The sequence below is a fragment of the Brachyspira intermedia PWS/A genome, assembly GCF_000223215.1.
In the GTDB taxonomy this organism is placed as follows: Bacteria; Spirochaetota; Brachyspiria; order Brachyspirales; family Brachyspiraceae; genus Brachyspira; species Brachyspira intermedia.
Window position 1 is genome coordinate 671662 of record NC_017243.1, and the last position, 14118, is coordinate 685779.

Annotated in this window: 18 protein-coding genes; 11 read left to right on the plus strand and 7 right to left on the minus strand. The window is 27.1% G+C overall.

The genetic code is table 11. The features are described from left to right. Nucleotides 1–2: 2 nt before the first annotated feature. The 3 genes from BINT_RS02950 (at nt 3) to BINT_RS02960 (ending at nt 1549) form a co-directional block, all read left to right on the plus strand. Entirely contained in the window at nt 3–191 is a 189-nt protein-coding gene (locus BINT_RS02950; protein ID WP_014487070.1) for a hypothetical protein, read from the plus strand. After that, nucleotides 178–546, plus strand: a complete 369-nt coding sequence (locus BINT_RS02955) for a PIN domain-containing protein (RefSeq protein WP_014487071.1) — start codon at nt 178–180, stop codon at nt 544–546. The genes BINT_RS02950 and BINT_RS02955 overlap by 14 nt, the downstream gene beginning before the upstream one ends. A gap of 148 nt (nt 547–694) precedes the next feature. Beyond that, nucleotides 695–1549, plus strand: a complete 855-nt coding sequence (locus BINT_RS02960; protein WP_014487072.1) for a DUF368 domain-containing protein — start codon at nt 695–697, stop codon at nt 1547–1549. 302 nt (nt 1550–1851) lie between these two features. Here BINT_RS02960 and BINT_RS02965 read toward each other — a convergent pair whose 3' ends face one another. The 6 genes from BINT_RS02965 to BINT_RS02990 form a co-directional block, all read right to left on the minus strand. Further along, complete coding sequence (locus BINT_RS02965; RefSeq protein ID WP_014487073.1) at nt 1852–2475, minus strand: hypothetical protein; 624 nt, start codon at nt 2473–2475, stop codon at nt 1852–1854. Between the two features lie 7 nt (nt 2476–2482). Continuing rightward, the gene (locus tag BINT_RS02970) at nt 2483–2998 is read right to left on the minus strand and encodes a YfbM family protein (protein ID WP_014487074.1); all 516 of its coding nucleotides are present in this window, start codon (nt 2996–2998) and stop codon (nt 2483–2485) included. Nucleotides 2999–3038: 40 nt separating this feature from the next. Then, on the minus strand, nt 3039–3302 hold the full coding sequence (locus BINT_RS02975) for a hypothetical protein (protein ID WP_014487075.1): 264 nt from the start codon (nt 3300–3302) through the stop codon (nt 3039–3041). Nucleotides 3303–3363: 61 nt separating this feature from the next. After that, nucleotides 3364–4611: a cell division protein FtsA gene (gene ftsA / locus BINT_RS02980; protein WP_014487076.1), complete on the minus strand. Its 1248-nt coding sequence runs from the start codon at nt 4609–4611 to the stop codon at nt 3364–3366. A gap of 108 nt (nt 4612–4719) precedes the next feature. After that, the gene (locus BINT_RS02985; protein ID WP_014487077.1) at nt 4720–5214 is read right to left on the minus strand and encodes a hypothetical protein; all 495 of its coding nucleotides are present in this window, start codon (nt 5212–5214) and stop codon (nt 4720–4722) included. 3 nt (nt 5215–5217) lie between these two features. Next, entirely contained in the window at nt 5218–5883 is a 666-nt protein-coding gene (locus BINT_RS02990; protein WP_014487078.1) for a hypothetical protein, read from the minus strand. Nucleotides 5884–6108: 225 nt separating this feature from the next. Here BINT_RS02990 and BINT_RS02995 point away from each other — a divergent pair, with 225 nt between their 5' ends. The 3 genes from BINT_RS02995 to BINT_RS03005 are packed head-to-tail and all read left to right on the plus strand — an operon-like array spanning nt 6109 to nt 8578. Further along, nucleotides 6109–6783, plus strand: a complete 675-nt coding sequence (locus BINT_RS02995) for a hypothetical protein (protein ID WP_041177207.1) — start codon at nt 6109–6111, stop codon at nt 6781–6783. A 20-nt stretch (nt 6784–6803) separates the two neighbouring features. After that, a complete protein-coding gene (locus BINT_RS03000) occupies nt 6804–7568 on the plus strand; it encodes a hypothetical protein (RefSeq protein ID WP_014487080.1) in 765 nt (254 codons plus the stop codon). A 29-nt stretch (nt 7569–7597) separates the two neighbouring features. Further along, on the plus strand, nt 7598–8578 hold the full coding sequence (locus tag BINT_RS03005) for a glycosyltransferase family 9 protein (RefSeq protein WP_014487081.1): 981 nt from the start codon (nt 7598–7600) through the stop codon (nt 8576–8578). A 7-nt stretch (nt 8579–8585) separates the two neighbouring features. On the opposite strand, the gene BINT_RS03010 is transcribed toward BINT_RS03005, so the two are convergent. After that, entirely contained in the window at nt 8586–9440 is an 855-nt protein-coding gene (locus BINT_RS03010; RefSeq protein ID WP_014487082.1) for an SDH family Clp fold serine proteinase, read from the minus strand. Between the two features lie 335 nt (nt 9441–9775). Between BINT_RS03010 and BINT_RS03015 the strand changes: the two genes are divergently transcribed. From BINT_RS03015 to BINT_RS03035, 5 genes are all read left to right on the plus strand, one after another. Continuing rightward, a complete protein-coding gene (locus BINT_RS03015) occupies nt 9776–10738 on the plus strand; it encodes a flagellar filament outer layer protein FlaA (protein WP_014487083.1) in 963 nt (320 codons plus the stop codon). A gap of 128 nt (nt 10739–10866) precedes the next feature. Beyond that, a complete protein-coding gene (locus BINT_RS03020; protein WP_014487084.1) occupies nt 10867–11430 on the plus strand; it encodes an isochorismatase family protein in 564 nt (187 codons plus the stop codon). A gap of 21 nt (nt 11431–11451) precedes the next feature. Then, a complete protein-coding gene (gene tpiA, locus BINT_RS03025; RefSeq protein WP_014487085.1) occupies nt 11452–12213 on the plus strand; it encodes a triose-phosphate isomerase in 762 nt (253 codons plus the stop codon). Between the two features lie 247 nt (nt 12214–12460). Then, nucleotides 12461–13384 (plus strand): PdaC/SigV domain-containing protein, encoded by a 924-nt coding sequence (locus tag BINT_RS03030; RefSeq protein ID WP_014487086.1) that lies wholly within the window; start codon nt 12461–12463, stop codon nt 13382–13384. A gap of 32 nt (nt 13385–13416) precedes the next feature. After that, a complete protein-coding gene (locus BINT_RS03035; protein WP_014487087.1) occupies nt 13417–14118 on the plus strand; it encodes an endonuclease III domain-containing protein in 702 nt (233 codons plus the stop codon).

A 14118-nucleotide genomic window follows, 5' to 3' on the forward strand; every position in this document is an offset into this window, starting at 1 on the left:
TGATGGAAATTTTGGATTTATCTGTATTGGATAAAGAATCAAAAAAACAGATAATAGATTTTTATGATTTATTACTTAATAAACAAAAAAACTCTTCTAAAAATGATTTAAATAAATTTAGCGGAAGTTTAAAAATCTTAGAGAAAGATCCATTAGAATTTCAAAAAGAAATAAGAAATGAATGGAAATAATATATTACTAGATACAAATGCGATTATATATTTTTTAAATGGTAAATTTCTACTTGATAATGAATATAATATATTTATATCAATAATATCAGAAATAGAATTACTATGTTATCCAAAAATAACATCGAAAGAAGAAAATATAATAAAAGATTTTCTTAACAGTATTAATATTATAAATTTAGATAACTATATTAAAAATGAAACTATTTTAATAAAAAAAGAAATTTCTATAAAACTTCCGGATGCAATTATATTAGCTACCGCAAAAATAAATAATTTAATTTTATTAACACAAGATGAAGGCATATTAAAATATAATGGGTATAAAAATATAGATATAAGAAAATGTTTCTAGCTATATTTAGTTTTATAAAATTATATATTTGTAAAAAAATGGTAAAATAATTGTAAAAAATACTTGCTTAAAATTCTCATATAATATATTATCATTTTTTTAATAATTGATGATTTTTAAGTTTGTTATAAGAGGTTTATTTAAAATTATGAAAATTTTAGGCAATTATATTTACACAATAATAAAAGGTTTTATCATAGGAGCCTCAATGCTTGTACCGGGCTTCAGCGGCGGCACTATGGCTATGATACTCGGCATATATGATAAATTAATTGCTTCTTTAAGCGGTGTTTTAACTTTCTCAAAAAATGAAAATTATTTTATAAAAAACAAACTTAACTTTTTATTTTTGATATTTTTCTGTGTAGGCTCTATTTTAGGTATGGTAATAATTTCAAAGCCACTGTCTAATTTAATAGAAAAATATTATACTGTTTCTTCTTTCTTTTTTATGGGAGCGGCACTTGGCGGATTTAATACAGTTTATAATAAAACCAAAGCCTATAAATTCGATTTTTTAAGCATTATATATATTCTTTTGGGAGCAGGAATAGTATATTTAATATCCATAATACCTGAAGGATTTTTTAGCAGCACAGGTGATAGAAGCGAAATGTTTATGTATTTTATACTTATAGTGGCAGGCTTGATTGTGGCAATAGCTATGATACTTCCGGGTATAAGTGTGTCATACATGTTTTTGCTTTTAGGTATTTATCAGGAAACCATTGATGCCGTACATGATTTATATATTCCATATTTAGCACCTTTAGCTATAGGCTCTATTTTAGGAGTTGTACTTACTACAAAAATTTTGGAATATTGGATGGAGCATTATGTGAAATCATCTTATTTGATAATATCCGGTTTTGTATTAGGATCTATTATACAGGTTTTTCCAGGACTTCCAAAAGGCATAGAATGGGCTTTATGTCCTATAATGTTTTTAGCAGCTTATTTCCTTATAAGGCTTTTACAGAGATTCGATCCTGATAATAGATAATATAGATGAGTATATACTAAAAATTTTTAAGTTTGTTAATTTTTTGTTGTTCTTTTTCCCGCCGCAAAAAGTTGCAAAAAGTGCAAGTATAAAATTAGTACTAAATCATACTAAAATTATATTAAATGTAAGGTAATTCATAAAATTAAAGCCAAAATGCAGTCTTTTTGGTTCTCGCCGTAGGCGGGCTTCGTCTGTGCCAACAAAAGAACTGGGGTGCGGGGCAAAGCCCTGCAAATATTTTAAATTAAAAAATTATTTTGACAAAATATATTTGTTTAGGTATATATTAGCATATAATATTAATCATAAATTACTTTGATATTATAAACATTAAAATAGTATGGATATCTGCTGAAAAGTTCTATATCAAAAGTTTTTGTATCGTTATTTATTTCTTTAAAATTTTTTATTTTTTTACTGCCATTTAAATAAAAATCCATTTTTAAAAATGAATTTATATTTCTTTCATTTATCTCATCAAAAATATTTTTATTTATTTTAATTGTGAATAATTTATTTTCTTTTATAGATTTATAATTATTGTATCCGTCTGTAATTTCTAAATTAAATAGGGCAGGGTATACATTAATTTTGTATGTGTTTAATATACGCCCTAACTTAATTATATTTATTTCTAATATTTTTATATTATATTTTTGATTTTGTTTTGTATTGATTTTTAATTCCGTATCTGCATCTCTATCAAATGTTTGTATAAATAAATTATTAGTATCGAAATTATCATCTTCTAAAAACAAATCATAATTGTATTCATCTTTATGAAATCCTATTATATGAGATTTTTCTCTTTGTATATTATAACCATTGTATTTTAAATCGCTTAATTTATAAATATCGTCCGGCATAATAGAATAGGCATTTAAACAATAAATGAATATTATAAAAATGAAATGCTTTATCATTGCTTTATTATTGATCTACTGTGAATATAACGGCTCTGTTTGAATCAGCGGCATTTTTCCAAAATTCTATGCTTCTGTAAAAATAATCCCAAGTATATTCAAAATCTTCATCGCTTAAAGGATATTCATAATCTTTTTCATCAATTTTAAAATACTTTTCTTTGAACTTTTCTTTTGTTATAGATTCTATTTTGGAAGCTATATCTTTAACTACATTAGGTTTTTTTAATGTGATAATATAATCTTCCTCATCATCTCCGTTTCCGTATAAAACATCTCCCCCCATTATGATAGAGCCAAAAGGATAATTATCATCACCAAATACTAAAAGCCCATCATTAGAAAGACATCTATGCATAGCGTCCCAAGATTTATCAAGCTCATAAATATATTTTGTATGCTTTTCAAAATAAATTTCTTCCAAATCTTCAGAAATAAAATCAGGTCTTTCAAACCTTGAAGTTTTTAATAATTTATTTAAATCTCTATCGCTTAAAGCAAAGAATACACCCAAACAACCCATATAAAGTAATCCTTATTAATATTTATTTAATATAATATTTTTATAAAAAATAATTAGCTGCAAATATTATTACAGCTAGAATAATGCTATATATTAAAGACATTTTTATTTTTATAGACTTAAGAAAATATATCACTAAAAATAAAGCGAAAACTAATGTAGCAATGAAATAATATCTTTTTATACCTTCATTAATCACAATTAAGCTTATAGAAGCTACAAGATTGCTAATCATAATTATTCTTGCTAGTATAAGCTGCATTGTTATAGCAAGTATATCGTCATTATCAGGTTCTTGATTCATATTTTAAAGCCTCGTATAATGACTCATTATTACATATAAAGATATAAAAATCAATATTGTATTATTTAAAAAACTCGGAGAAAGGATTTTTGAAATTGAATTTAAATCTTCCTTTTTCAGAAGTTTTTTTATGAGGTATATTAACTTGAGTAGCCTCATCTAAACTCATCATAAGTATTCCAATAACAGCAGAATATGCAGGGTTATTTGCTATATCTCTTATGCCTTCAATTTTATCAGGCACACCTATTCTAGCACTAATAGGAGCAGCACCTTTTACAGCTGTTTGATAAGCTTTAGCAAGTTCTACCAAACCAGGAAGTAATGCACCTCCTCCTGTAAATACCATTCCTGCAGAGAGCGAATCAATATATTTCATTCTATTTAATTCTTTTCCGCATAAGCTGAAAATTTCTTCTACTCTAGGCTGTATTATTTCAGTTAATACTCTTTTAGGTATAGTACGCATTTGTCCGCTTGCAGTAGGCACTTCAATGATTTCTTTTTCTCCTACCATATCTATAAATGCAAAACCATGATCTCTTTTTAATTTTTCAGCAGAAGGTATTGTTATTCTTAAACCTTCGGCTATATCATTAGTTATATGCTGACTTCCTACAGGTATAACAGCAGTATGCCAAACTGATCCTTCCAAATATACCATAAGAGAAGTAGTAGAGTGTCCTATATCGAATACTACTACACCAAGTTCTTTTTCATCATCAGTAAGACAAGCTTCAGAACTTCCTCTTATATTAACTATAAAGTCTTTTCCAGAGAAACGCATTTTATTTAAAGTTTTTCTTAAATGCTCGCTTACATGTTTAAGACCTGTTATGATATGCACTTTAGTTTCAAGTCTAGTTCCTGACATACCCACAGGATTTTTTATTTCATCTTGTCCGTCCAAAGAATATTCTTGTTCTATAGCTTCAATGATTTCTCTGTCGGCAGGTATCAATATATTTTTTGCACTTTCTAAAACTCTTTCTATTTCAGCCGGAGTAACTTCTTTGTCTTTTGTATTAACACCTATTACTCCTTTACTGTTTAAGCCTTTTATATGATCTCCGCCTATTGTTGCAATTATATCAGGAGCTTGTAATCCGGCCATATGTTCTGCTTCATTGATAGATTTTTCTATAGCATTAGCAGCGGCATCTATATTGATGATAACTCCTTTTTTGATGCCTTCACTTTCACTTTCGCCTATACCTATAACATCTAATTTGTCATTATTAACACGGGCAATGACAGTTTTTATTGATGCACTTCCTACATCTAATCCTGCTAAGATTGGCTCTTTCAAGGTAAACTCCTAAATAATAATATTATGTTAATATTCTCGGTAAAAATAAAAGTATGATTAATGATTATTTTTTATGATAATTATTATGGTATTAATTAATATAATAAATTATAAAATAACCCATTTATTATTTTCATAAGACATTACAAATGTTTGTCTTGCCTTTGAAGTAGTATCTTCTACTCTGTCATAAACAGAAGAATCGGCATCTATATAAGCCTTTTGTCCTTCCAATTTTATATCATAAACTTTTTCTATTGTAGTTTCAAATTCAAAATCTAATGAAGGATCACTTTGTACATACTCATCAGCATTTCTTATATTTCTACTTTTTCTTAAAACTTCTTTATAATTTGTAGAATAGAATTTCTCATAAGCTATTCTTACACTGTCCTGATTATAAGGCAAAGAATAAAATTCTTTTAAAGATGATAATGCTAGATTTTTTAATTTATCTTCATCGTATTTTTTTACTTCAACATTTTCTTTAAAATCTTCATCGCTAAGAATTATTTCTACTCTTTTAATAGTTTCTTTATCATCGTTATTATTACTGCATGATACTAATAGAGCAAATGATATTAATAAAATATATTTAAACATTTATTAAAGTCCTTCCAATATAGATTTTCTTGTATTTTGCGGAGGAGCAGCTTCTTTCTCTTTTATTCTAGTATCTGAAGTTGTTGTAACATTGTTCATATCTATATATTTTACAACGCTTGGTCTTTCTAATATTATTCTTATATCACCATTTTGCCAAGCTACTGTATTAGCATTCAAAAATGCACCTTTAGTATATTTGGCATTTAAAGCAGATAATAGTTCAAGGAAATCAACTTGATTAGGCTGAAAATTTATAGTGATAGAATATAGAGCATCATTTTTAAATATAAAATATCCGCTTTTATAAAATTTATTTTCTTCTAATGCTAAAAATGTAGCACTTTCTTCAGCATTCAAATCAACAGTACCAGTCATATACTGTTTAGGTAAAGTCATAGTATTATCGCTTAATATTGCATTTATTGTATCTTGTCTTGTAGCACCTAAAGTAATATTTTTAAATCCTGTTATAGGAGTATCTATTACTGCAGGCTGTCTTCCCATTATAGCATCATTAGTTATATATTCATTATTATTTTGATTATTTTCTTCTGTTTGCGTATTATTATTGTTATTATTTGGCGGAATATAAATATCATTTGTAGCATATTGAGAGAATAAAGTACATCCAAATAAAAATATCAAAATAAATATATATTTTTTCATTTTTTATCCCAAATTTTTTTATTTTATTTTTAAAAAACCTTGTAAATACAATCTTGTTATATAGTATCGGTTATATTTTATTTCAAAATAGTAAATTTATTTTGCTGCTTTTTAATATTATGCTTGCAAATTATATGATTTAGCTTTATTTATTTAATTAAAAAAATTTGAAAAAATTATGAAATATATTATATTTTAGATATGAAAGGGTTTTAGGGAATAATTATGGATAAATATAATAGAGTTACAATAGTGTGCGGTCATTATGGAGTCGGGAAAACTACTTTTTCTATTAACTATAGTATGTATATTAGAAACTACACATCTAAAGATATTTATATTGCAGATTTAGATGTTGTAAACCCTTATTTCAGATCCAGAGAGCATTCCTCGTATTTAGAAGAAAAAAACATAAAAGTCATAGGAAGCTACCTTCCTCAGTCAGGTGCGGATATACCAGCAGTTTCAGCTGAAGTATATTCTATCTTTGAAAGAAAAGAGATTATAGGTATAATTGATATGGGAGGAAATTCTGCTGGAAGTTTATCATTTGCATCTTTTCGTAATAATGTTGATATTGACGAAACAGATGTTTTTTTTGTATTTAATGCTAACAGAAAAGAAAACTCTACTTTTGAATTAGCATTAGGGCATTTAATTGATATAGAGGCAGTTCTTGGTTTAAAAGTTACTGGTATAATAAATAATACTCATTTAATGAATGATACTTCTCTTGATGATATAGAAAAAGGTGAAATTATAGCGTATAATTTATCTAAAGAGAAAAATATTCCGATAAAATATACTTGTGTCGATAGGAAATTTTATCAGAATAATTCTAAAATATTGACTAAATATGATTTATTTGTAATTGATTATGATATAAAAAATAAAATATAGGAATATTATATAGTTTATTTATGGATTATAGTAATGTCAGATTATATGAGATAGCTTCTATGTTATCGCCTAGTGTATATGAAACTATATTTTATAGTCAGTATCAAGGACGTTCAGATAAAGATGCCATCATTTTAGATGATGAGACATTTGAAAGATGTCATGTATCTGATAATGTTTATAAAAATTTCCTATTTGCTAATGCTATGAGACTTGGAAAGAGTATAGATTATATAGGTCTTAATCAGATGCATAGCTCTATAATAGAAGATATGAGAATAACTGAAAATGATGTATCTATGAAATTAAATGACATAGCTTTAACTAATTTGGCAGATACTTTAATAGATATAAAATCTATGGATGTAAAATTAGAGCCTTTCTATATTAATTTAATATTTAAAGGTATAAATTATTATTCTAATAACTATATAGATGAAAATGAAAAATTAATACCTACTGATGAAAGTCCTATAAATTCTATGTATTGCCAAGATCAATTATCCTTTGTTAATGATAAACATATAGATATGGTTATTTCAACACAATATAACAATACTAATAAATTAAAGTATATGATAATAAATTGTAACCATATTGAAGTTATTGAATCTGCAAAAGATGTTTGGAAAAATATATTTAAAAATGACTTTTCTATGCTTTATGAATATTTTCAAAATATTAGAAAGTCTAGTAATTTTATAATTGAAGGAACTATTTATAAAAGTATAATATCAGGCTATGAGAAGTTTATGGACGACTTTATTGATTTAGATGATTTTTAATTATATTTTTATAATTGTATTAGGTGTTTATGAAAGATATTAAAAATTTACTTATACATTCTCCTAATTGGCTTGGAGATATCATTATGTCTATGCCGGCGATTCATTTGATAAAACAAAGATATAAAGACATAAAGATTACTGTAATGGCAAAAAAATCTATGTTGGGTATTTTTGCTGCTACTGATTTAATTGATGATTATTTAGAATTGAAAAATTTTCCAAAATTAAGAAAATATAATTTTGATGCTGTTTTGATTTTGCCTAATTCATTTGAAAGTGCTTTTAGAGTATTTGGACATGGAATAAAAACTCGTATAGGTTATAAAGCTGATTATAGAGATTTTATGCTTACAAAAGCTGTTGATAGAAAAGAGGTAAGATGGATACATACTTCTGATTATTATGTTAATTTACTTAAGTCTATTGGAATCAATAAAAAAAGACCTCGTATTAAGTTAAAAATAAAAGAAGATATATTAAATAAAGCAAAGGATTATTTAAAAACTGTAAATCCTAAAAATAAAAAAATATTTGCTTATGGAATAGGTGCGACTAATAGTATTGGAAAAATTTGGAGAGAAGAATATTTTGCAGAAGTTGCTAATTATTTGTCAAATAAGTATGATGCTTTAACTTTATTTATTACTACACCTAATGAAAAAGAGATATCCGATAAAATATCAGCAATGCTTTTAAAAGATCCTATAATACCTTATATGTCTTTAGATATGATAGCTGCCATATTGAGCTTATGTGATGGTTTTATAGGTAATGATTCCGGAGCTATGCATGTAGCTTCTATAGTTGGAATACCTACTTTGGCATTATATTTTGCTACACCAGCATATCAAAATTCTCCTATAGGGATTAAAAGCAAGATAATAGAAAAAAAGCCTGATAATCCCGCATGTATATGTGGAGGCAAAAAATGTAAATTAGAAACTTTTGAATGCCGTGAAATAATAAAACCTCAAGAAGTAATAAAGAAATTTGAGTCGATGATTTAATATTGTATCATCTAATATGAAATTTACTTCTATTCTGTTTGCCATTTATTAAAGTATTTTTTATCCAAGAGCTATTGTCATTCATAGGTATCCATCTTCTTTCTTCAACCCTATAATGCCAATCTTTATCCTCTTGATAATATATTTGTATTCCGCTTCCCTCATGTATATTTAATATTTCATTATCATGGTAGTTTATTTCATCATAATCGGTACATGATTTCTGTCCCATTTCTGAATAATATTCATTTAATGACATTAAAGATTCATTTAATTTATCATCCATTTCTTTTACATTAAGCCCTAATTTTTTAGCCTCTCTTATAGTGATAGGGTAGTTATGTGAAGGATAAGCTGAATTAAGAGAATTTGATATTTCATCTATTAGTTTTTGATCTTTCATATGATAAGATAAAATATCTTTACATAGCTTTATTGATAGGCTTGAAGCTCTGTCAACAGCCCCTAAAACTAATGGGTGTATATATTTGTATATATGTTCATAAGGGTTATTGTCATTGTTATTTGACTGCTCTTTCCATAGCTTTATAACTCTTGCTAATTCGTCCTGACTAACATATACAAGGCTATTATCTTTATTTACAGGAGATAATTCATGCTGAAGTGATGTATCTACGGCTGTTATAAAAGCTAAAGGTCCCATTTGTATTTCATCAGCTCCTAAACATAACATAGTAGCAGCACTTGCCGCTTCTAATGGAAGTAATGCTATAACTTTTTTGCAAGACTGTCTAAGCAGATGCACTATTCTTAAAGAGGCCTGTCCGCTTCCTCCTGAACTCTTTATAAAAAAGTATATTTTATCGCATTTTCCTATATGTTTAAGAATATCAGAAAGCACAATTACATCATTTTGACATACACTTCCTCCGTTAGAATTCCAATATGCAAGTAAAGGGGCATCTAATTGTTTTTTATTTTATTAATAATTTCCTGAGTTTTAGAAAATAATATAGGCGGTTTTATAGTTTTAGTTTGTGATTTCTTGTCAGCCATAGTATAAACCTCTTTTTTAATTTACATAATTACATTTTTTTACTAGATTCTACATTAATAACAGATAATGTCAAATAATGAATTATTTTTTTGATTAAATTTGCTTGACAAATTAAGAAATTTAGTGTATAAAAGTTGTATTATTATGCTTATTAATTAGTACAAGGAGTGCAATAAATTATGAAAAAGTTATTCGTAGTATTAACTTCCATTTTTATCGCTGCATCTGCTTACGGTTTAACAAACTCAACTTTGATTGATTTTGCTTTAACAGGTAATGCTGATAACTTACAAGCTGGAGAAGGTGATACAAATGAAGTAGTTCCAGTTGCAGAAAATCTTTATAATGATAACTGGGTAGTATGGTTGAATGAATCTGCTAGATTAACAGAGAATCGCAGAAATTCTTATGTTACTAACGTAGACAGTAAAGGTAACAATGGTGCTTGGGAAGCAGGAAAAGTTCTTGGTATAAGAGTACATTTCCCATTAGCAGCTTGGAACAGTTATGCTTTAGTAAAACCAGTATTTGAACTTGAAATGTATGGCGGTGCTGATGGCACTAAATATACAGAAGGTAAAGGTGTTATACATAACGTTGGCGAAATTAAATCTATTAGTTCTTGGGTTTATGGCCGCAACTATTTAGTTAGCTACTTTGTAAACTTACAAAATGAATTTGGCGCTTTAAAATCTTATCCAATGGGTACTGTTTACTTCAATGGTTGGAGACAAGTAAGATGGGAAAATAGAGAATACTTACCTAATGTTCGCGATAGAGTATTAGTAAGAGAACCTCTTTATCCTAGAATGATCCCTTCTGTTAAATTAGATTCTTTAGGTTTCTATAGAACTAAAGATACTAAAGGTGGAGATTTCATCACTTACGTTAAAGACGTAACAATTGAGTACGATGTAGTAGTTGTTGATTTCGAAGAAGATATCGATGATGAAGCTACTTGGCAGTTATTAAAAACAGAAAACGATAGAAAACAAGCTATCGAAGCTGCTAGAATACGTGAGCAAGCTGAATTAAGAGATCTTGAACAAAGACGTATAGGTGACGGTGCTGCTGCTGATCAGGGTACTACTACTGATACAGGTGCTGCTGACACTGGTGCTGCTCAAGAACAAGCTCAATAATTAAATTAGTTTGGAAATAAAAGACTAATTAATAGATTAAGGGGAAACTTTAATAGTTTCCCCTTTTTTATTGTATTTTTTTCTATTTTACAATATAATTTGTATAAATTATATTTAAGGAGTTATTTATGAGAGTAATGAAACAACCTCTAATCAATAAAGATGATACTTTATATATATGTATAGATGAGCAGGGTAAATTAACAACTGCTGTTTATGATGCAGAATCTGTTATCAAAAATACTAATATGCTTTTTAGAGTTGCTGATATGCACAATATACCTGTTCTAGTTACAGAGCAATATCCTAAAGGTCTTGGTCATACTGATGAAAGAATAAAGTTTCCTAAAAATTGCAAACTATTTGCTAAAGAATATTTCAGCATATTTGGAGCAGAAGATTTTGTAGAAGAGTTTAATAAAATCAATAAAAAGAATATAGTTATTTTTGGTATAGAAACTCATGTATGCGTATATTATAGTGTTGTGCATTTGCTTGAAAATGGTTATAATGTGTATGTAGTTGCTGATGCTTGTACTTCTAGAACAAAAGAAAATAAAGAAATAGCTTTGGAACAAATGAGAAAACTTGGTGCAAATATTGTAAATACTGAAATGGTAATATTCGGTCATATAGAACATTGCAAAGTTCCTTGTTTTAAAGATGTTAGCAAATTATTAAAAGATAATTAATATAAATTTAGGAGAAATAAAATGGCTAGAAAAAAACTTATAGCAGGTAATTGGAAAATGAATAATTCCAATAAAGAGGCCTTAGAATTAGTTAATAGTTTGAAAGGTTTAGTTAAAGATGTTAAAGACAGAGATATTATGATAGCTCCTACATTTACTTGTTTAAGTGATGTTCATAATGCTATTAAAGGAACTAATATCAAATTAGGTGCTCAGAATTTATACTTTGAGGAAAAAGGTGCTTTTACAGGACAGATTTCTGCTGATATGCTTTTAGCTGTAGGATGTGAGTATGTTATTATAGGACACTCTGAATGCCGTGATATATTCGGTGAGAAAGATGAACTTATTAATAAAAAGGTAAAAAGAGCTTTAGATAAAAATCTTATTCCTGTTTTATGTGTAGGAGAACATTTAGAAGAAAGAGAAAAAGGAATAACTTCTGACATAGTAAGTAATCAAACTAAAGAAGCATTCAAAGGTTTGAGTGAAGCTGAAGCTAAAAAAGTTGTTATAGCTTATGAACCTGTTTGGGCTATTGGTACAGGAAAAACTGCTACTCCTCAAGATGCTGATGATGTACATAAAACTATTAGAGAAACTTTAAAATCTCTTTATAATGAATCTGTTGCTGAAGGTATGATTATACTTTACGGCGGAAGTGTTAATGAAAAAAATGCTGATGATTTACTTAATATGCCTAATATAGATGGTGCTTTAGTTGGTGGTGCTTCATTAGTTGCTGATAAATTTGCTAGAATAGTTAATTATGTAGCTAAGTAAATTTAATTATTATATTGTATTTTAGGGGCAATGCTTTATTAGTATTGCCCTTGTTTTATTTTTTTAAAAAATATATAATTATATATTATTAAATAATTTAAAAGAGCATAATGATTTGAAGATATTTAATTTTTTTTATATATTACTATTTGTTTTTTATTCAAATATTTTATTTTCTCAGCAGCCCCAAGTGTCGCTTGTACATTTTTATATGTGTAATGGAAATATCGGCGATTCGAAAATAACTATGTATTTTAATATAATGGATGGAACAAATGTATTTGGAAGATATCATTATAACAATATAAATCAATTCATAGATATAAGAGGGCATATTAACGGGAATAAATTATATATTGAAGAAAAAGTTAATAACCGTATAACAGGATATTTTAATGGAATAGTTTCTAATGATTTATTTTTTTCAGGAGAATGGGTATCCAAAGATGGAGAAAATAAATATGATTTTTCATTTTATAGAGATGAATCTTATCCTGTACATACTATGGATATAGTAAATTCATGGTTAAAGCTTGAGTTGGATAATGGAAAAAAATTTGAATCAACTAAAGATGCTGTCATAATAAGAAATGAAAAAAATCTTAATAATTTAGATAGAATTTCTTTAGATGTTGATGGAATAAAATCATTAAATACAAATAGAATTGCATATATATTAAATAATGCCATTATTGATGAATATAATGTTTGGACAAAGTCATCGCAAAATAATGAGGATTTTCATCTTATTAAAGAAATAAATGTTGCTTATTTAGATGAGAATATAATATCATTTACAATATATAATTATTCTTATACAGGCGGAACGCATGGTATATATAATGTTGTGCCTGCTATATATTTAATTTCAACAGGTGAAAGGATAGGGTTGAGTTTATCAGAGCTAATAGAAAATAAAAATGATAGAGAATTAATTAATTTGATGAGAAGTAAATTACTTAGGAATTTTACAGAAAAAGATTTTTTTGATTTTTATTCTATTGAGCTTAGTGAAATTTATGATGTAACTCCAGCAGGTATATCATTTTATTGGCCTTTATATAAAATTGCTGATTATGCTCATGGTGTTATAGAAATTGAATTTACATATTTAGAGCTTAAGCCTTTTATTAAAAAGGATTCTAAATTTTGGTATTTGTTTAATAAATAATTATATGATATTGAGTTGTGAGGATATATTTTATGAATGATAATGATATTCACCCAATAATGAAAGAGCTTACAAAGGTTACAAAAGAAATGCCTATGCCTGTTGTAACTGAAATAAAAATAATAACAAACAGAGATGCTTATAAAATTTTAATATCAACAATGCTTTCACTTAGAACGAAAGATCCTACAACTAGAGATGCTTCTATGAGATTATTTGAAAAAGCAGGAAACCCTAAAGATATGCTTAAACTTAGTGAAGAAGAAATAGCAAAGTTAATATATCCTGTTGGCTTTTATAAGGTGAAGGCTAAAAATATATTAGAAGTTTCTCAAATGATAATAGATGATTTTAATGGACAAGTACCTGATGAAATAGATGAGCTTTTAAAGCTTAAAGGTGTTGGAAGAAAAGTTGCTAATTTGGTAGTAACCGAAGCCTTTGATAAAGACGGTATATGTGTTGATACTCATGTTCATAGAATATCTAATAGATTCGGTTATGTTCATACAAAAACTCCTGAAGAAACAGAGTTTGCATTAAGAGATAAATTGCCTAAAGAATACTGGAGAGTTTATAATGATACTTTAGTTGTTTATGGACAGAATTTATGCAAGCCTATTTCTCCATTATGCTCAAAATGCACAGTATCTCAGTACTGCGATTATTTCAAAAATGAATATAAAGATAATAAAGAAAAGAGTAAAGAAAAAAAATCTACTAATAAAAAATAA